At 69.6% G+C, this 16,897-nt stretch carries 19 protein-coding genes and 1 tRNA gene; 10 read left to right on the top strand and 10 right to left on the bottom strand.

All coding sequences use genetic code 11. The features are described from left to right. The first annotated feature begins 49 nt into the window (after positions 1-49). Positions 50-1,546 (top strand): M28 family metallopeptidase, encoded by a 1,497-nt coding sequence (locus AB0383_RS00245; protein WP_366184151.1) that lies wholly within the window; start codon positions 50-52, stop codon positions 1,544-1,546. A 71-nt stretch (positions 1,547-1,617) separates the two neighbouring features. Here AB0383_RS00245 and AB0383_RS00240 read toward each other — a convergent pair whose 3' ends face one another. Beyond that, positions 1,618-2,550: a neutral zinc metallopeptidase gene (locus AB0383_RS00240; protein WP_354883805.1), complete on the bottom strand. Its 933-nt coding sequence runs from the start codon at positions 2,548-2,550 to the stop codon at positions 1,618-1,620. 575 nt (positions 2,551-3,125) lie between these two features. Between AB0383_RS00240 and AB0383_RS00235 the strand changes: the two genes are divergently transcribed. Together AB0383_RS00235 and AB0383_RS00230 are read left to right on the top strand one after the other, a co-directional pair. Beyond that, positions 3,126-3,656 (top strand): MarR family transcriptional regulator, encoded by a 531-nt coding sequence (locus AB0383_RS00235; protein ID WP_364173606.1) that lies wholly within the window; start codon positions 3,126-3,128, stop codon positions 3,654-3,656. Further along, a tRNA-Ser gene (locus AB0383_RS00230) sits at positions 3,620-3,704 on the top strand. Before AB0383_RS00235 ends, AB0383_RS00230 begins: the two co-directional genes overlap by 37 nt. Here AB0383_RS00230 and AB0383_RS00225 read toward each other — a convergent pair. Continuing rightward, the gene (locus AB0383_RS00225; RefSeq protein WP_366184148.1) at positions 3,675-4,733 is read right to left on the bottom strand and encodes an alpha/beta fold hydrolase; all 1,059 of its coding nucleotides are present in this window, start codon (positions 4,731-4,733) and stop codon (positions 3,675-3,677) included. The two genes, AB0383_RS00230 and AB0383_RS00225, sit on opposite strands and share 30 nt — an antisense overlap. A 126-nt stretch (positions 4,734-4,859) precedes the next feature. Next, positions 4,860-5,141, bottom strand: a complete 282-nt coding sequence (locus AB0383_RS00220; protein WP_220245653.1) for a DUF2277 domain-containing protein — start codon at positions 5,139-5,141, stop codon at positions 4,860-4,862. 92 nt (positions 5,142-5,233) lie between these two features. On the opposite strand from AB0383_RS00220, the gene AB0383_RS00215 reads away from it, so the two are divergent. Then, positions 5,234-6,175 carry an Ldh family oxidoreductase gene (locus AB0383_RS00215; RefSeq protein WP_366184146.1) on the top strand — a complete coding sequence of 314 codons (942 nt, stop codon included), beginning with the start codon at positions 5,234-5,236 and terminating at the stop codon, positions 6,173-6,175. Here AB0383_RS00215 and AB0383_RS00210 read toward each other — a convergent pair. Continuing rightward, on the bottom strand, positions 6,172-6,399 hold the full coding sequence (locus AB0383_RS00210; RefSeq protein WP_366184144.1) for an RNA-binding S4 domain-containing protein: 228 nt from the start codon (positions 6,397-6,399) through the stop codon (positions 6,172-6,174). The genes AB0383_RS00215 and AB0383_RS00210 overlap by 4 nt on opposite strands. A gap of 25 nt (positions 6,400-6,424) precedes the next feature. After that, positions 6,425-7,177 carry a serine protease gene (locus AB0383_RS00205; protein ID WP_366184142.1) on the bottom strand — a complete coding sequence of 251 codons (753 nt, stop codon included), beginning with the start codon at positions 7,175-7,177 and terminating at the stop codon, positions 6,425-6,427. A gap of 69 nt (positions 7,178-7,246) precedes the next feature. Here AB0383_RS00205 and AB0383_RS00200 point away from each other — a divergent pair, with 69 nt between their 5' ends. Together AB0383_RS00200 and AB0383_RS00195 are read left to right on the top strand one after the other, a co-directional pair. Further along, positions 7,247-8,080, top strand: a complete 834-nt coding sequence (locus AB0383_RS00200) for an SDR family NAD(P)-dependent oxidoreductase (protein ID WP_366184140.1) — start codon at positions 7,247-7,249, stop codon at positions 8,078-8,080. Positions 8,081-8,218: 138 nt separating this feature from the next. After that, on the top strand, positions 8,219-8,902 hold the full coding sequence (locus tag AB0383_RS00195) for a hypothetical protein (RefSeq protein WP_366184138.1): 684 nt from the start codon (positions 8,219-8,221) through the stop codon (positions 8,900-8,902). Between the two features lie 243 nt (positions 8,903-9,145). On the opposite strand, the gene AB0383_RS00190 is transcribed toward AB0383_RS00195, so the two are convergent. Continuing rightward, a complete protein-coding gene (locus tag AB0383_RS00190; RefSeq protein ID WP_366184136.1) occupies positions 9,146-9,802 on the bottom strand; it encodes a response regulator in 657 nt (218 codons plus the stop codon). After that, complete coding sequence (locus AB0383_RS00185; RefSeq protein WP_366184860.1) at positions 9,799-11,382, bottom strand: sensor histidine kinase; 1,584 nt, start codon at positions 11,380-11,382, stop codon at positions 9,799-9,801. Before AB0383_RS00185 ends, AB0383_RS00190 begins: the two co-directional genes overlap by 4 nt. Before the next feature lie 181 nt (positions 11,383-11,563). Here AB0383_RS00185 and AB0383_RS00180 point away from each other — a divergent pair, with 181 nt between their 5' ends. From AB0383_RS00180 to AB0383_RS00165, 4 genes are all read left to right on the top strand, one after another. After that, complete coding sequence (locus AB0383_RS00180) at positions 11,564-12,370, top strand: ABC transporter ATP-binding protein (RefSeq protein WP_366184134.1); 807 nt, start codon at positions 11,564-11,566, stop codon at positions 12,368-12,370. Beyond that, a complete protein-coding gene (locus tag AB0383_RS00175; RefSeq protein WP_366184132.1) occupies positions 12,360-13,244 on the top strand; it encodes an ABC transporter permease in 885 nt (294 codons plus the stop codon). Before AB0383_RS00180 ends, AB0383_RS00175 begins: the two co-directional genes overlap by 11 nt. After that, positions 13,244-14,296 (top strand): ABC transporter substrate-binding protein, encoded by a 1,053-nt coding sequence (locus AB0383_RS00170; protein WP_366184130.1) that lies wholly within the window; start codon positions 13,244-13,246, stop codon positions 14,294-14,296. The genes AB0383_RS00175 and AB0383_RS00170 overlap by 1 nt, the downstream gene beginning before the upstream one ends. 246 nt (positions 14,297-14,542) lie before the next feature. Further along, entirely contained in the window at positions 14,543-15,265 is a 723-nt protein-coding gene (locus AB0383_RS00165; protein WP_364173585.1) for a G1 family glutamic endopeptidase, read from the top strand. 38 nt (positions 15,266-15,303) lie between these two features. Here the strand turns inward: AB0383_RS00165 and AB0383_RS00160 are convergent, their stop codons facing one another. From AB0383_RS00160 to AB0383_RS00150, 3 genes are read right to left on the bottom strand one after another with little or no spacing between them, the layout of a single operon-like run. Then, complete coding sequence (locus AB0383_RS00160; protein WP_364173583.1) at positions 15,304-15,618, bottom strand: antibiotic biosynthesis monooxygenase; 315 nt, start codon at positions 15,616-15,618, stop codon at positions 15,304-15,306. 40 nt (positions 15,619-15,658) lie between these two features. Beyond that, entirely contained in the window at positions 15,659-16,318 is a 660-nt protein-coding gene (locus tag AB0383_RS00155) for a hypothetical protein (protein ID WP_366184858.1), read from the bottom strand. A gap of 57 nt (positions 16,319-16,375) precedes the next feature. Continuing rightward, the gene (locus AB0383_RS00150) at positions 16,376-16,885 is read right to left on the bottom strand and encodes an O-acetyl-ADP-ribose deacetylase (RefSeq protein WP_366184127.1); all 510 of its coding nucleotides are present in this window, start codon (positions 16,883-16,885) and stop codon (positions 16,376-16,378) included. Between the last annotated feature and the right edge of the window lie 12 nt (positions 16,886-16,897).

The raw sequence follows: 16,897 nt of genomic DNA, 5'->3' as shown, positions 1-16,897 counted from the left end.
CCGAATGCCGCATTGACGTTCCGGACATCGGGCACAAAGGTGAGCAACCATGTCATTAACCCGTAAAAGACTCATCCCGCCGGTGATCCTGGCGGCCTGCGCGACCCTGGCGATGGGCACCACCCCGGCCGTGGCCGCGAAGAGCAACGACCTCGCCAAGCAGCTGACGAAGAAGGTGACCCTCGACGGCGTCAACCGCCACCTGATCGCGCTGCAGCGCATGACCGACGCCAACGGCGGCACCCGAGCCGCGAGCACCGACGGGCACAAGAAGTCCGCCGAGTACATCGCGGGTAAGCTCGAAGCCGCGGGCTTCAGCGTCACGCGGCAGGAGTTTCCCTTCACCTACAACGAAACCCTCGCCGAGACGCTCACCGTCGACGGCGCCGGCGTGCCGGTGATCGCGATGGAGTACACGCCCTCGACGCCGGTCGGCGGCATCACCGCACCCCTGGCCGTCGTTCCCGCCGACGCCACTCCGGGCTGCGAAGCGAGCGACTACACCGGCGTGACCGGCAAGATCGTGCTCGTGCCGCGCGGCGCGTGCCCGTTCGCGCAGAAGCAGCAGGCCGCGGCCGACGCGGGGGCGATCGGCGCGCTCATCTCCAACAACGAACCCGGCCCGCTCAACGGGACACTCGGCACCCCCGCCGACGCGCGCATCCCCACCGGCGGCCTGTCGCAGGCCGACGGCCAGGCGCTCGCCGCGAAGGACGGCGCCACCGTGCAGCTGGAGCTGCGCACCTTCCAGGAAGCGCGGATCAGCTACAACGTGATCGCCGAGACGAAGACCGGCCGCAAGGACAACGTCGTGATGCTCGGCTCGCACCTCGACAGCGTCCCGGCGGGCCCCGGCATCAACGACAACGGCACGGGCTCCGCGGCCCTGCTCGAGACCGCGCTGCAGCTGGGCGCGAAGCCGAAGGTGAACAACGCCGTGCGCTTCGGCTTCTGGAGCGCGGAGGAGTTCGGGCTCGTCGGGTCCACGTACTACGTCGATTCGCTGAGCTTCGAGCAGCAGCTCGACCTCGCGCTGTACCTGAACTTCGACATGATCGGCTCGCCCAACGCCGGCTACTTCGCCTACGACGGCGACGATTCCGACCACGTCGGCGCCGGCGCCGGCCCGTATGGCTCCGCCCAGATCGAGAAGACGTTCGTCGACTACCTGACCGGCCGCGGTGTCGCCGTCGAGGGCACCGACTTCACGGGCCGCTCGGACTATGGCGAGTTCATCGCCGTCGGCATCCCGGCGGGCGGCCTCGACACGGGCGCCGAGGTGCTCAAGACCGAGGCCCAGGCCGCGAAGTGGGGCGGCACGGCGGGTATCGCGTTCGACCCGTGTTACCACCAGGCGTGCGACAACCTGGGCAACGTCGACCGCGTCGCCCTGGACCGCAACGCCGACGGCCTCGCGTGGACGCTGGGCGTCTACGCGACCAGCACGGAGTCGGTGAACGGCGTCGCGCCGGGCAAGCCGGGCAAGGCGGCGAAGAAGCACTCCGCGCACAAGCTCGCCGCCACCGGGGACACGGCGGCCGCGTAGTTTCCCGAAACAAGGAAGGGCACCTTGAGGGACTGAGAGTCCCTCAAGGTGCCCTTCCTTGTGTGTGCGGGTCAGCCCAGGTTGTTGGTGCTGAACGTGTTGCAGCGCGCCGGCTGCCCCGACGTGAAGCCGGTGGTGAACCACTTCTCCCGCTGCGCCGACGTGCCGTGGGTGAAGCTCGACGGGTCCGCCTGCCCGCTGCCGAGCTTGGTCTGGATGTAGTCGTCGCCGATGCGCGACGCCGTGTCGAGGGCGCTGGTGATGTCGTCCTGCGTGATGTTCTGCACCAGCGGTTTGCCGGATTCCGTCGGCGTCGTGGAGGCGTGGTTGGCCCAGACACCGGCGTAGCAGTCGGCCTGCAGCTCCAGCCGGACGGAGCCCGACGTCGGCCCGGTGCCGGTGCCGCGCTTGGACGTGCCGGTGAGGTTTTGCACGTGGTGGCCGTATTCGTGGGCCAGCACGTACGCCTCGGTGAACAGCCCGCCCTGCGCGCCGAAGCGGGTCTTGAGCTCGTCGAAGAACGAGAGGTCGATGTACACGTCGGAGTCGGCCGGGCAGTAGAACGGGCCCGTGTCCGACGTCGCGCTGCCGCAGCCCGTGCGCACGCCGCCGGTGAAGAAGCGCGTCGGCGCCTTGCGGTAGGTCTGGCCGCTGCGCGCGAACTCCTGCGACCAGTAGTCCTGCACGGAGTTGATGATCGCGACGATCGCGCAGTCGTGGTCGCGGTTCGCGTCCGCGCCGGTGTGGCACTTCTGCGAGAGCGTGGTGCTCTCCAGTTGCTGGCCGGAGCCCACGTTGTCGAGCCCCAGCCCGCTCGACGCGCTGTTGGTTCCGAGGCTCGCTCCGCCGAACTGGGAGATCAGGAAGTAGATGATCAGACCGACCACCCCGATCCCGCCACCCCCGATCGCCACGCGGCCGCCGATGCCACCGCCGCCACCACCGCTGCCGCGGAGGTCCTGGACCTCCGAGGTGTCCAGCCCCGCGTCGTCGTCGAATTGCACAGCGGCAGCGTAACGGGCGAGCCGGACACAAGCCGTCCTGCGGGCCGTACCCCGGACACAAGCCTGGGTGCGGCCCATGCGCTGCGGACCGCACCCAGGAACTACCGAGGTTCTTCTGTTGACGGCGGTTGGCCACCGGCCGGGCCGGCGTCCGGCGGAGCCGTCGCGGTGCCGAGGCCGCGAGGAGAGAACAACGCCAGATCGACGCCGGATGCGCGAGAAGAATGCCGAGCGCACCGTAGATGCCCACTCGTGCTGTTCACAGTCGCGACCGGTCCGTATTCAGGCCGTGCCGGCCGCGGGGACACAGCGGGCGGTCAACCGCGGGAATCACCTGCCATGCAACCACCTGGCCTTCCCGGTGGGAGGTCGGTCCGGCGGCGCCCTGACGGCCCGCCTGTTACCTGATCAGCCCATCCGTTGACAAGAAGAATGCGCTTTTTCGGCTCAAGTCTCAACCGTTTCGTAACCCACCTTCGGGGGAAGCTTCCCGAGTTTTTCACCTGACTCCTCGGTTGGGTCTCGACCTGGTGCCGGGGCGCGCAGCGCGTCGGCCTGCCTTCTACCCTTTTGCGATGACCGACGAGCAGGCCGTGCGCTGGCTGACCGGCGTCGAGCAGCACGCGTGGCAGATGTACATCGTCGCCTCGCTCCGGCTGCGCCAGCGCCTGCACCGCGAGCTCACCGAGGCCCACGGGGTTTCGCTCGCCGACTACGAGGTGCTCGTCTGCCTCGCCATCTACCCCGACAAGCGCGTCCGCATGTCCGAGCTCGCCTACCAGCTGGGCTCCACGAAGAGCCGCCTGTCGCACCAGATCAGCAAGCTGGAGGTCGGCGGCCTCGTCCGGCGCTGCCCCGACCCGGACGACAGGCGCGGCGTCATCACCGAGCTCACCGGAGCCGGCCAGGCCCTGCTCGACGCCGCCGCGCCCACCCACGTGCGCGGCGCCCGTGAACACCTCATCGACCTGCTCACCCCGGAGGAACAGGCCACGGTCGGCGCGGTCTTCGGCCGCGTCCTCGAACACCTGGACGACCTGGACAACCGGCGCGATACCCTGACCGACAGGGAAGCGTGGCAGAGCGGCCGAATGCAGACGCCTTGAAAGCGTCCGTAGGGAAACCTACCGGGGGTTCAAATCCCTCCGCTTCCGCAAGTGCGCGTCGAAAAAGCCGCTGAGGGCGGCTTTTTCCTTGCGCAGCATGGTCTCCGGGTCCACGTCGCCGATCACGGCGCGCACCTTCGCCGGGTCGGCGCCGAGCTGCGGCAGCCATGCCTGGTAGTCCGTGAACGAGCCGTGCTCGCCTGCCGGCTCGTGGAGGTCGGCGAGCGGCCCGCGCTGATGGCTGACGAACGAAGCCCAAGACGGATCGGTCGCGCTGCTGTGGTCACCCGCGCTCATCAGCAGGAACGGCCGGTCCAGCCCCTCGGTCGCGGCTCGGCCGAACCGGCTCGCGGGCGCGTTGAAGACCATGCTGCCGTCGAGGTTCGCGCCGGCCACCACGCGCGGGTCGGCGGCCATGACCTCGGCCGCGGTGAAGCCGCCGGCGGAGTGGCCGAACATGCCGACGCGGTCGAGCCCCAGCCGGTCCAGCACGAGCTCCACGTCGGCCACTCGGGCGGCGATGAGCTTCCGGTTCACCGCCTCCGATGAAGGCGGCAGCGTGCTCGGTTCGACGCGTCCGCCGGGCAGGTCCACCGCGAGCGCGTCGTGCGTGTGGTCGAGGCTGACCACGACGTAACCCTCACTGGCCAGCTGCTCGACCAGTACGGTGCCGAGCAGGCGCGAGCTCTGCGCGCCGGGGGAGTAGAGGAGCACCGGGTGCCGGCCGGGCAGCATCGGCGCGCCGGCGCGGGCGGGCGTGGTGAAGCCGAAGTCGAACGGTCCGGCGCCGAGAGCGGCGTGGGCCTGCGCGTTCACGGCCGCGGCGATGCCGTCGGGCAGGTACTGCGCCGGCCCGCCGCCGGGTCGCGCCGGGTAGGTGAGCGTGATCATCAGCTCGCGCGACCCGCCGGTCCACGGGTCTTCGCGCGTCCGGTCCACGAGGTAGCGGTCCTGCGTGCCGACGGCGTGACACCCGGTCGGCGCGGGCAGGTGCAGCTGCGGCGTGGCCGTCGCGGGGACGGAGGCGAGCAAGCACAGCGCGGCGGTGAAAACGGCGATCAGGGATCTTTTACGCATGCCACCGACGCTAGTGAGACAGCCCTTCGGCGCGGATCGGGAACGTCCCCGAGCCCGACCCTGAACCTGTCACTCCGGCGGACCCCCAGGTCGCACCGCGAACGCCTGACTCGTTCCCAGGCAGCGTCAGGGCTTCTTCAGTTCCTTCAGCGCCATCCGCGCCCGCACTTCCGGCCGGCGCAACGGCGGCACGGTCGCCGGGGGCTGACGGCGGTCCGGGAGCTCGTCCAGCAACCGCGCGGTGATCGCCGCGATTTCCGCCACCGCCGCCTCGAACGGGTCGCGCGTGGCGTCCGAAAGCGACTGCACGCCGGTCACCTTGCGGACGTACTGGCGTGCTGCCGCTTCGATCTCTTCGGTTGTCGCGGACGGTTGGAGCCCGCGCAGCGTCGTGATGTTTCGGCACATGCGTGACAGGGTACGTCCCTTCGGGAGCCCTCATCACACTGTCGGGCCATCCTCGTTGACGCCGCCAGACGCGCTTGGGCAGTCTCGATGAAGTGCCCCTCAGACCACGTTCGCTGCGTCCCGCTCGCTCCGCCGTCGCTCAAGAAGTCCCTGAAGACACACCGATTCCCGAACAGGTCTGGCAGCGCGTGCCGGCCGATGAACTGGTCACGCTCGTTTCCCTGATCCTTGTGGCACATGATTTTCCCGACGATCGCGCGCGCATGGCCGCGGAAGCCTTGTGCCACGGCGATCTCACGGGTTCGCCCGACACCGGCGTCGTGGAGCTGCTGCGAATTCACCTGCCCGCTCTGGAAAACGGTGAGGTCGCACCGCGCGCCGAGCCGTTGATGATCGCCGACCGCGGTGCCGCCGCGCTCATCGACTACCGGCGCGCCACCGGCCTGTGGGCCGTCGGCGACGCGATGGACCGCGCCGTCACGCGGGCCGGGCGCTTCGGCGTCGGGCTGATTTCGATGCGGGGCGTCGGGCCGTTCGGCCGCGTCGGGCACCACGCCGCGCGCGCGTTGCCCCACGGGATGATCGGCCTGGTGATGGCCGCCGGCGAGGTCGGTGCCGGCCACCCGCTCGGCATGGCCGCGCCCGCCGGCGCGTACCCGGAGTTCGTCCTCGACGTCGACTTGGGCGACGCCTCGCGCAACCCGCAGTTCGCGGGCTTCGCGTTGCTCGTGGACGTGCTGGCGGGCGTGCTCTCCGGCGTCGCCGACCACGAGAACGACACGGGCCTGCTCGTGCTCGCCATCGCGCCCACCACGCTGCGCAGCGCCGACGGCTTCTACCGCGCGGCCAGCGCGTTGTTCGGCAGCATGCTCGGGTGGGAAGGCGGCACGCCCATCCGCTACCCGGGCTGGCGCGAAGCCCAGTACCTCGAACAATGCCGGGCGGTGGGCGTGGCGCTGAGCGCGCCGGTGCGGCGTCAGCTCGATTCGCTGGCGCTCGGACTGGGGCTACCGCCGCTGACCAGCATGGGTTAGCGCGCGAGCGTCACCCGTCCGCGGTCGCCACCGACGGCCACCACGTCGCCGTCGGAGAGCTGGCGGCCGCGGCGGGTCTCGACCTCGTCGTTCACGGTGACCTCTTCGTTCTCGATGAGGTCCTTGGCGTGGCCGCCGTCCTCGGCGAGACCGGCCAGCTTCAGGAACTGGCCGAGCCGGATCGGTTCGCCGGTGATGGGCACGTCACGCACGGGCTCGCTCATACGCCGCATCATCCGCCATCGGCGCTCACGGGCGCGAGGTGGCTTGTCGGTACAACGCGGTGACGTCGTCGTCGAAGTAGCTGTTGTACGACACGTCGTCGGTGTCGCCGCCGGTCTCGAAGCCGCCGACCACACCGATGACGGTGCCGAGCTTCGTGCGCGGGTCGGCGTCGGCCACGAACGGGCCGCCGCTGGTGCCGGTGGCGAAGCCGGAGCAGTCCACGCGCAGCTGGAAGGTGTCCTCCTTCGAGGTCGTCGTGCTGCAGACGGTGGGGACATCGGAGCCGTCGGGGTAGCCGGTGACCGTCACGGATCGCGCGAACGGACCGTTCGCGCCGAGGCGGTTCGCGCCCGTCACGGTCTCGAGCGGTCCTCTCGCGCCGGTCTGGTGGGCGGTGGCGAAGCCGACGTCGAGGTTCGGGTCGGAGTCGTCGGCCCAGCCCCGCGCCACGAGCTCGTCGCCGACGTCCCAGAAGCCGAACGGAGCCACGCCGTCGTGGAAGCCGGGCGCGAAGGTGACGCCGGTGAGGTACGTGCCGCCCGCGCCGTCGTGAAGGCAGTGGGCGGCGGTGAGCAGCTCGTCGCCGCGGTCGCTGTGGACGACGCTCGCGGTGCAGTAGTGGGAGCCGTTGAGGAACAGCGCGCCGACGGCCGCGTTGTCGGGCCGTGCGGGCGTTTGCGCTGGTGACGCACGGTGTCCGGTGACGGCCACGACGGTCCCCGTCGCGCCGAGCACCACCACCGCGCCCAGCGCGAGCACCACCCGTGCCCGTCGCATCCATCCTCCCGAAGATCGCTTCCGCCACTAGTATCCAAAACCTGGAGCACCGGACGAGGGGGAGCGGCGATGAAGGAGTTCACCGACAAGGTCGCGGTCATCACCGGAGCGGGTTCGGGCATCGGCCGCGCACTCGCGCTTGGGCTGGGCCTGCGCGGCGCGCGGCTGGCACTGTCCGATGTGGACGCCGAGGGCCTCGAGGGCACGGTCGAGGCGGCGAAGGCGCAGGGTGCGGACGTGCGGGGCTACTCGCTCGACGTCTCCGACCGCGCCGCCGTGCTGGCACACGCGGACGAGGTGGCCAATGCGTTCGGCCGGGTCAACGTCGTGGTCAACAACGCCGGCGTCGCGCTGGGCGCCACGGTGGAGGACATGACGTTCGAGGACTACGACTGGCTCATGGGGATCAACCTCGGTGGCGTCGTGAACGGCACCAAGGCGTTCCTGCCGCACCTCGTCGGCTCCGGCGATGGACACCTCGTGAACATTTCGAGCGTGTTCGGATTCGTCGGAGTGCCCACTCAGAGTGCTTACAACGCGGCCAAGTTCGCCGTTCGCGGATTCACCGAGGCGTTGCGTGAAGAAATGCTCGCGGCGCGTCATCCGGTGGCCGTGAGCTGCGTGCACCCGGGCGGCATCAAGACCAACATCGCCCGCCACGCGCGCGGCGGCAACGACGGCGACCAGGAGGCCGCGGCCGCGGGCTTCGAGAAAATTGCCCTGACCACACCGAAGAAAGCCGCCGAAACGATCATCCGCGGGGTGGAACGGCGGTCCGCCAGGATCCTCATCGGACCCGACGCGTACGTCATCGACGCCATCCCGCGCGTGCTCGGGTCGGCGTATCAGCGGCCGCTCGCGACTATGGCGCGGCTCGGCTTCAAACGGATGGGGAAGAACTGAATCCCGTCCGACGTGCGGGAGTTCGGTTGCCCCGGAAAGTCACCGTCACCCAATGGAGTTGCCTTTCTGACAAACCCGTCGGAAATGCACCAGAATGCTGACGTCCATCCGAGTGCCCGTACCCCGGAGGTACCTTCCATGCTGCGCACCGCCGAGCGACGCGCCACTTCGCCCGCCGATGAGCTGCTCGACCGCACGGGCATCCTCGCGGCGAGCGTGCCGCGCGGGCGCCGCAGTCCGGAGGACACCCAGCCGATCCCCGTGGTGCCCGCGCTCCTGCCCATCGCCGGAGACGGGGCCAGCGCCACCGTGCTCGCGCCTCTCGCGCCGCGCCCGCGCGTCGTCGCCCGCCGCCGCACGCGGGGCTGGGTCGCCGGCACCGCCGCCCTGGCCCTGCTCGCCCTCGGCTGGTTCGCCGGCGGCCTCTTCTCGGGCTCCTTCACCGGCCGCACCACCACCGACGACGTCGCCGTGCCGGCCGACCAGCACGAGCTCGTCGCCCCGGCCGCTCCGCTTCCGGCTCGCGCCTCGACGCCTGCCGCCCCCGCCGCGCCCCCGGCCGCCCCGGTGACCGTGTACGTCCCGGTCCCCGACCACAAGGCCGCCACACCCGCGAAACAGCACGTCCCCAGTCGCCCCACCACCCCCCGCACCTCCGCCGGCGGTTCCGACCACCGCCCCACCTCCACCCCGGACGACGACGACCTCCGCTCCGACACGAAGTCCACCCCGGCCAAGTCACCGGCCGCCACGCAGTTCGGCGAGTACATGTCGCAGTGGCAGCCGTGGATCGACTTGGCGGACCGGATGTCGCGTCGCTGACCAGCGGTTCAGCCAACCAAGACGCTCGGCGCGCAATCGCTGACCGGCGGCCGGCCTGCTTCGCGCGACACGGCGTGCCCGCGCGTCGAGGCCCCGCGCTGACGGCAGGCCTGTGCCATTGTCGGCGGACGATTGCCGCGAGTCCGGTTCCGAACCCCGGCTCCGGAGCAAGGCGCGGTTGGACCGCTGACCAGCGGTTCAGTCCAGCTCGGCGCGTGACCCGAAGCCCCAGCCCGGCCAGGGTCAGCCGATCCAGACGTACTCGTGTTCCGGGCGTCCGGTCGCCCCGTAGCGGAGGCGCATTTCCACCGCGCCCGAGTCGGCCAGGGCGGTGAGGTAGCGCTGGGCCGTGGCGCGCGCCATGCCCAGCTCGCCGGCGACCTCCGCCGCCGACAGTGGGGCGCCCGACGTGCGCAGCCGCTCCGACACGAGCCGGGCCGTCGCGGTGGACTGGCCCTTCGGGGTGGTCGCGCGGTCCTGGTCGTGCAGTGCGCGGTAGGCGCGGTCGACGTCGTCCTGGGTGAACGGGCGGTCGGTGGTCACCTGGGTCCGGAAGCGGGCGTACGCGGTGAGCCGCTGGGCCAGCTGGCGGGTCGTGAAGGGCTTGATCAGGTAGTTCAGGGCGCCGGCGCGGATGGCGGCGGTGATGGACGCCGCGTCGGTCGCGGCGGAGAGGACGATCGTGTCCGTCGCGAGGTCCGGCAGCACGGAGAGGCCGGGCTCGTCGGGCAGGTAGATGTCGAGCAGCACGAGGTCCGGCGTCAGCTCGCGCACGCGGGCGCGCGCCTCCGCTGCGGTGTGCGCGATGCCCGCGACGGTGAAGCCCGGCACCTCCGCCACGAACCCCGCGTGGACGCCCGCCACGCGGAAGTCGTCGTCGACGATGAGCGTGCGGATCATGAAAGAGCCTCCACGAGCAGATCAGGCAGTTTCGCGACGAACAGCGCGCCGGCCGCCTCGCCGCCGGCGTCGGCGAGCCAGACGTCCCCGCCGCGAGCGCGGGCCGCCTGCCGCGCGAGGGCGAGCCCCAGCCCGTGGCCGGGCGTGAGTTTCGTCGAGACGCCTTCGTCGAACAGTTTGTCACGCAACGGCTCCGGCACGCCGAGCCCACTGTCCACAACGGACATGTGCAGCGTCGAGCCCTCCGCGAACAGCCCGACCTCCACCGTCGCCGGCCGGCGCGGGCCCATGCGCGCCGCGTGCAGTGCGTTGTCCACGAGGTTGCCGATCACGGTCCCCGTCGCGACGGGATCGGTCACCGAACCGCGCACGAACGAGTCGTCCGCCAGCTTCAGTTCCACGCCCTTTTCCAGCCCCTGCTCGGATTTCGCCACCAGCAACGCCTGCAGGTACGGGTCGCGCACCGCGTCTCCACCCAGCGGCGCCGAGCGCGCCGCCGTCGTCTCGGTCAGCGTCTGCAGGTACTCCTCCGCCTCGGCGTGGTGCCCGAGCTGCAACAGCCCCGACAACGTGTGCAGCCGGTTCGCGAACTCGTGCCGCTGCGCGCGCAGGCCGTCGGACAGCGAGCGGATGCCGTCCAGCTCTCGGCTGAGCGTGTCGAGGTCGGTGCGGTCGCGGAACGTCAGCACGGTGCCGAGCGCGCGGTCCTCTCGCTGCACTGCGCGCGAGTTCATCACCAGCACGCGGTTTCCCGCGACTGCAAGGAGATTGTCCACGGGCTGACCGTCGGCCACGGCCTTGCGCACCCGCGGTGACAGGTCCAGCTCGTCCAAAGTGGCCCCCACCGGCAGGTCGATTCCGAGCAGCCGCTCGGCTTCGTCGTTGCGCACGGACACCCGCCGTGACCCGTCGACGGCCAGCATCCCCTCGCCGATCCCGTGCAGCACGGCTTCGCGTTCGTAGAGCACCTCGGTCAGCTCGTGCGGTTCGAGGCCGTGGGTGACGCGGCGGAGCCGGCGGTTGAGCAGCGCCGACGCGCCGGCGCCGAGCAGCAATGCGAAACCGGCGAACGCCAGCGTCAGGAGAAGTAGCCGGTTGAAGTCGCTGGTCAGCTCGCTCACGTCAAAGCCGACGCTCACCTCGCCGACTACTCGCGAGTCCTGCCAGATCGGCGTCTTGCTCCGCACCGACACGCCGAGTCTGCCAAGCTGGACCGCGCTGACCACGTCGTTGCCGGCCAATGCCTCATCGGCCGGGGTACTGACCTTTTGCCCGATCAGGTCCGGTGTCGGATGGGCTAGCCGGATCCCGTGGTCGTCGGTGATCACCACGAACAGGGCTTCGTTGGCATGGGTGGTGTTCAGCACCAATTGTTCCAGCGGTCCGCCTTGATTTCGGGCAGCGGCCGCTTGGATCACATCCGGGTCCACAGCGACCGATTTCGCGATCGCGAGCGCCCGTTGGCCGTACGCCTCGGCGGTCGTCTCGCGCAGGAGCCAGGCCACCAGCGCCACGCCAAGACCTACCACGAGCACCACCACCCCGATCTGCAACAGCAGGACCTGGCGGGTGAACCGCATGCGTTCGAACAACGCCCACTTCGGCATGCGAGGCAACATACCCCCAGCTCAGGGCCGTGCGCGAAATGAGCAAAACGTGGAGAACGAGCAGAGCGCACGCAGAACGTCGACAAGCTTCCCGGGCTCTTGATGCGCTCTTAACCTCCGTCGCAGTCCCCACCGTGACGAAGGAGTCACCACGATGGCGCCACCCCTCATCGAACTCGAGCACGCGACCAAAAGGTTCCCCAGCGGCTCGGGATCCGTCCACACCGCGGTCCGCGACCTGACCATGACCGTGCAGCCGGGCGAGTTCGTCGCGGTCGTCGGTCCCACCGGCTGCGGCAAGTCGACCACGTTGTCCCTGGTCAGCGGTCTGCAGCCCGCCTCGGCCGGCAGTGTCCGCGTGAACGGCACCGAGGTGAAGTCCATTCCGGACGGTGTGGGCTACATGTTCCAGACCGACGCCGTGATGCCGTGGCGTTCGGTGCTCGACAACGTCGCGTCCGGCCCGCGCTTCCGCGGCGTGTCCAAAGCGGACGCTCGCGAAAAGGCCCGTGACTGGATCGGCCGCGTTGGACTCGAAGGCTTCGAGAAGTACTACCCGCACCAGCTTTCCGGCGGCATGCGCAAGCGCGTCGCCCTGGCGCAGACGCTGGTCACCGACCCGAAGATCCTGCTAATGGACGAGCCGTTCTCCGCGCTCGACGTGCAGACCCGCGCCCTCATGCAGGACGAGCTGCTGCGCCTGTGGTCCGGGTCCGGTGCCGCGGTGATCTTCGTGACGCACGACCTCGACGAGGCCATCGCGCTCGCCGACAAGGTCGTGGTCCTGACCACGAGCCCGGCGACGGTGAAGGACGTCTTCGAGATTCCGCTGGAGCGTCCGCGCAAGGTCGAGGACCTTCGCCTCACCGAGAAGTTCCGGTCGATCTACTCCGACATCTGGGAATCGCTGCGCGGCGAGGTCGACAAGGCCCGCCAGAAGGGGGCGACCAGTGTCGCTTGATCTGATCGTCCCGCCGTCCAACCCGAACCCGCGGATCGAAGACGAAGCGAGTCTCATCGCGCGCCAGAAGCTCAAGACCAACGCGCGCCGGCGCGACATCTGGTTGCTGCGCCTGGCGATCGTCGTGGTGTGGCTCGGCAGCTGGGAACTCGCGGGCCGCTACTGGATCGACCCGTTCTTCTACTCGATGCCGTCGAAGATCTGGGAACGGCTCGTGGAGTGGTTCACGACCGGCACCGATTTCGGCTCCATCTGGTACCAGATCCTGGTGACGGTGGAGGAAGCCGTGCTCGGGTTCGTGCTCGGCGCGATCCTCGGCGTGGTGTTCGGCGTGGTGCTGGGCCGCAGCCAGTATCTCGCCGACGTGCTGGCGCCGTTCATCAAGGCCGCCAACGCTTTGCCGCGCATCGTGCTCGCCGCGTTGTTCGTGATCTGGTTCGGCCTCGGCATGTCGTCGAAGGTCGCGACGGTTGTGGTGCTCGTGTTCTTCGCGGTGTTCTTCAACGCCTTCACCGGTGCTCGTGAGGTGGACCGCAACCTGATCGACAACGCGCGGATCCTGGGTGCGTCGCGCTGGGCCGTGCTGCGCTCGATCGTGCTGCCGAGCGCGACGTCGTGGATCCTGTCGTCGCTGCACGTGGCGTTCGGGTTCGCGCTGATCGGCGCGGTCGTCGGCGAGTACACCGGCGCGAAGGCCGGCATGGGCTTCCTGATCGCCAATGCGCAGGGCACCTTCGACACCGCCGGCGTCTACGCGGGCATGCTGATCGTCACCGTCGTCGCGCTGCTGGCGGAATGGGGCATCGGCACGGCCGAGTCGCGGCTGCTGCGCTGGCGGCCGCAGATGATCACCCAGGCCGGCGCGGTGATCTGATGCGTCTGAAAAGGACACTCGCGGTAGCCACCGCGTTGCTCACCCTCGCCGGCGTCACGGCCTGTCGCGATTCGCGGAACATCGACCTCGGCAACGGCGGCAAACCGCACCTGAAGATCATGATCGGCGGCATCTCCAAGGTCATCTACCTGCCGGGCCAGCTTGCCCAGCAGCTCGGCGAGTACGAGAAGCAGGGCTTCGACGTCGAGCTGTTCGACCAGCCGTCGGGCGCGAACGCGGAGACGTCGTTGCTGGCCGGTGAGGTGCAGGCCGTGGTCGGGTTCTACGACCACACGATCGACCTGCAGGCCAAGGAGCAGTGCCTCACGAGCGTGGTGCAGTTCTCGAACGTGCCGGGCGAGGCCGAGATGGTCGCGTCGGCCAAGGCGCCGGAGATCCGGTCCGGAAAGGACTTCCGCGGCAAGAACCTCGGCGTGACGTCGCTGGGTTCGTCCACGGACTTCCTCACCAAGGCGCTCGCGAGCCGCGGCGGTGTGGACGGCAAGGACTACACGCCGGTGAAGGTCGGCGCCGGGCAGACGTTCATCTCCGCGATGCAGCAGGGTTCCATCGACGCGGGCATGACCACGGACCCGACGATCGCGCAGCTCACCAACACCGGCCAGGCCAAGATCCTCTACGACATGCGCACGGTCGAGGGAACGCGCGCCGCGCTCGGTGGGCTGTACCCGGCCAGCTCGCTCTACATGAGCTGCGAGATCGTGAGGCGCTACCCGGACATCGTGCAGAAGCTGGCCAACGCGTACGTGGATTCTTTGCGGTGGTTGAAGAACCACACGGCGGAGCAGGTCGCCGACGTGATGCCGCCGTCGTTCGCGGGCGGGGACAAGGCGTTGTACGTGAAGTCGCTGGAGGACAGCCTGCCGATGTTCACCGCCGACGGCCGCATGGATCCGGCCGGGGCGCAGAACGTGCTCAACGTGCTCGGCGCGTCGTCGAGCAACGTGAAGCCGAAGAAGGACCAGATCGACCTCTCGAAGACCTACACCACCCAGTTCGTGGACGCCGCGCTCACGCGCTCGGCGCGGTAGTCCACCCGTGTCCGTCCTTCCGCGCGGAGGACGGGCGCACCGTGGCGGCCGCCTCGCCTTCCCGGGGCGGCCGTCACGGACTTCGGCGTACAGAAGGGAGATTCGGGACATATTGGTGAAGTTTTCCCGAAATGTGAAGACCCTTCGAAAGTAGCTACCCACCTGCTCACGCGGATCCAACACTTGTTACCGGTGCGCACCGCCTGTAACACCCCGAGTCCCCATCGGTGATCAGATTGGATCCGCATGAACTCCCCCCTCTCCTCACGGACCGCGCGGGTGCTGGCCGTCACGGCGGCCGCCGCGGCGAGCATCGCGGCCGCGGCCGGCGTCGCCACGGTCAGCACGCCGTCGTTCGGCTCCTTCCACGGCCAGAGCTTCTCGGGCGGCAACTGGGGCGGCTACGTGAGCTTCGGCAGCTTCACGACCGCGACCGCGAGCTGGACGGAACCGTCGGTGACCTGCCGGTCCAGCAACGACCTGTTCGCCCCGTGGGTCGGCATCGACGGTGACGGATCGTCCACTGTGGAGCAGACCGGCGTGGCCACGGACTGCTCCAGCGGCCGCCCCGTCTACCAGGCCTGGTACGAGATGTACCCGGCGGCGCCGGTGTACTACTCGTCCTCGTCCGCCCCGGTCAGCGCCGGTGACCACATCTCCGCGACGGTCACGCGCACCGGGACGAACACCTACAAGCTGGACATCAGCGACACCACCAAGGGCTGGTCGAAGACGATCAGCAAGTCGCTGACCTCCAAGCACTCCTCGGCCGAGGCGATCATCGAGTCGCCGACGGACTCGTACCCGACGATCTCGGGCGGGATCTCGTTCACCGGCGTGAAGTTCAACGGGCAGAGCCTCGCGTCGACCAGCCCCGAAGGCCTCGACGCGGACGACCGCGGCTCCGGCACCTTCAGCCCGGGCGCCATCGGCTCGGACGGCCAGAGCTTCACGATGACGCGCCACTGAAGTTTCGGTCCGCGGGGCTCCGGCTCCGCGGACCGGCTTCAGCGCGTGAAGCCGTACGACCGCTCGACGCGCGCCACCCGCACTTCGAACTCCTCGTACCACTCCGCCCGGCCCCGTCGGCGACTCTCGGTGTGTTCGAGGTTCTTGCGCCAGCCGGCGATGGCTTCCTCGTCCCGCCAGTACGACACGGTGATGCCGAGAGCTTCGTCCCGTGCCGACTCCTCTCCCAGGTAGCCGTCCTGCTCCGCCGCGAGCGCCGACATCCGGGCGGCTCGCTCGGCGTAGCCGTTGTCGCTTTCGGTGCGGCGGGACGTGAAGATCACCGCGTAGTACGGGGGTTCAGGTCTGGGCATGCTCGGTGTATACCCCCTCGGGTCTGAGCCGCGCGAGTGCTTATCCCTGCAACGCCCCGACCGCCCACGCGAACACCATGACGGCGAGCAACAACGACACCGCGGCCTGCACCATCATCGTCAGCTTCGCCCAGATCCGCAGCGGCATGACGTCGGTGGGGCTGAAGGCCGTGGAGTTGGTGAACGAGAGGTACAGGTAGTCGGCGTAGCGCGGTTCCCAGTCCTCGCTGGTGAGCTCGGGGCTGTCCATCTGGGGGAACTGCAGGTCGGGGAACTCCGCCCGCCCCTTCGCCCGCCGCGCCGGCCCGCCGCGGTCGAACTCCCAGTACCAGAGTGAGAAGACGACGATGTTCGTCCAGTAGACGATCGCGCCACTTACGAGCACCTGCGGCGCGTGCCCACTGAACGGCCCCTGCACGATCCCCAGCACCAGCCGCACCGCCGACGCCGCCGTGGTCGCGCTCACCACGGCCAGCAGCACCAACGACACGATCCGTTCGACTCTGCTGAACTCGCCCATCCGGCCGGGGTTGATCAACAACAACGCGACGAGCAACAGCACCGACACCGCGGGCAACAGCCACCACGGCCTCAACACCACCCGGTCCGGCAACGCCAACTGCAACGCGAGCGTCCCCACCACCACCCCGGCAGCCGGCCACCGCGTCTCCCCAGCGGTCACCCTCCGCCACGCCGGCAGGGCGCCGGCTTCACCTGAGTCCACGTGCGTCACGGTAGGGCGGTTGCGCGCACGCTGCTACAACACCGCCGCGAACGCGTCATACGCCCGCTGATCGAACAACACAAACCGCACGAAATCGAACGCCGACGTATCCGCATCCCGAACCGTCGACACCGCGATCCGCGCCGCGTCCTCAATCGGCCATCGGTACACACCCGTCGAGATCGCCGGGAACGCCACGGTCCGGGCGCCGAGCGAGGCAGCCACCGCAAGTGAGTTGCGGTGGCAGTCCACCAGGAGCGAAGACCGGTCTTCCGAAGAAGACCACACCGGCCCCACCGTGTGCACCACCCAGCGAGCCGGCAGCCGGCCCGCCGTGGTGGCCACGGCCTGGCCCGTCCGGAGCCCCTTCCCGTAGTGGCCGGCGCGTAGTGCCCGGCACTCGGCCAGGATCTCCGGGCCGCCCTTGCGGTGGATGGCGCCGTCGACTCCGCCGCCGCCGAGGAGGGAGGAGTTGGCGGCGTTGACGATGGCGTCGACGTGTTGTTCGGTGAGGTCGCCGAGGGCCAGTTCGATGGGTGCCATCCCTGCACCCTG

The organism is Amycolatopsis sp. NPDC051373 (assembly GCF_040689465.1).
Classification (GTDB): domain Bacteria; phylum Actinomycetota; class Actinomycetes; order Mycobacteriales; family Pseudonocardiaceae; genus Amycolatopsis.
Note: the sequence above shows the minus strand (reverse complement) of the source record. Positions and strands in the feature narration are given on the sequence as shown.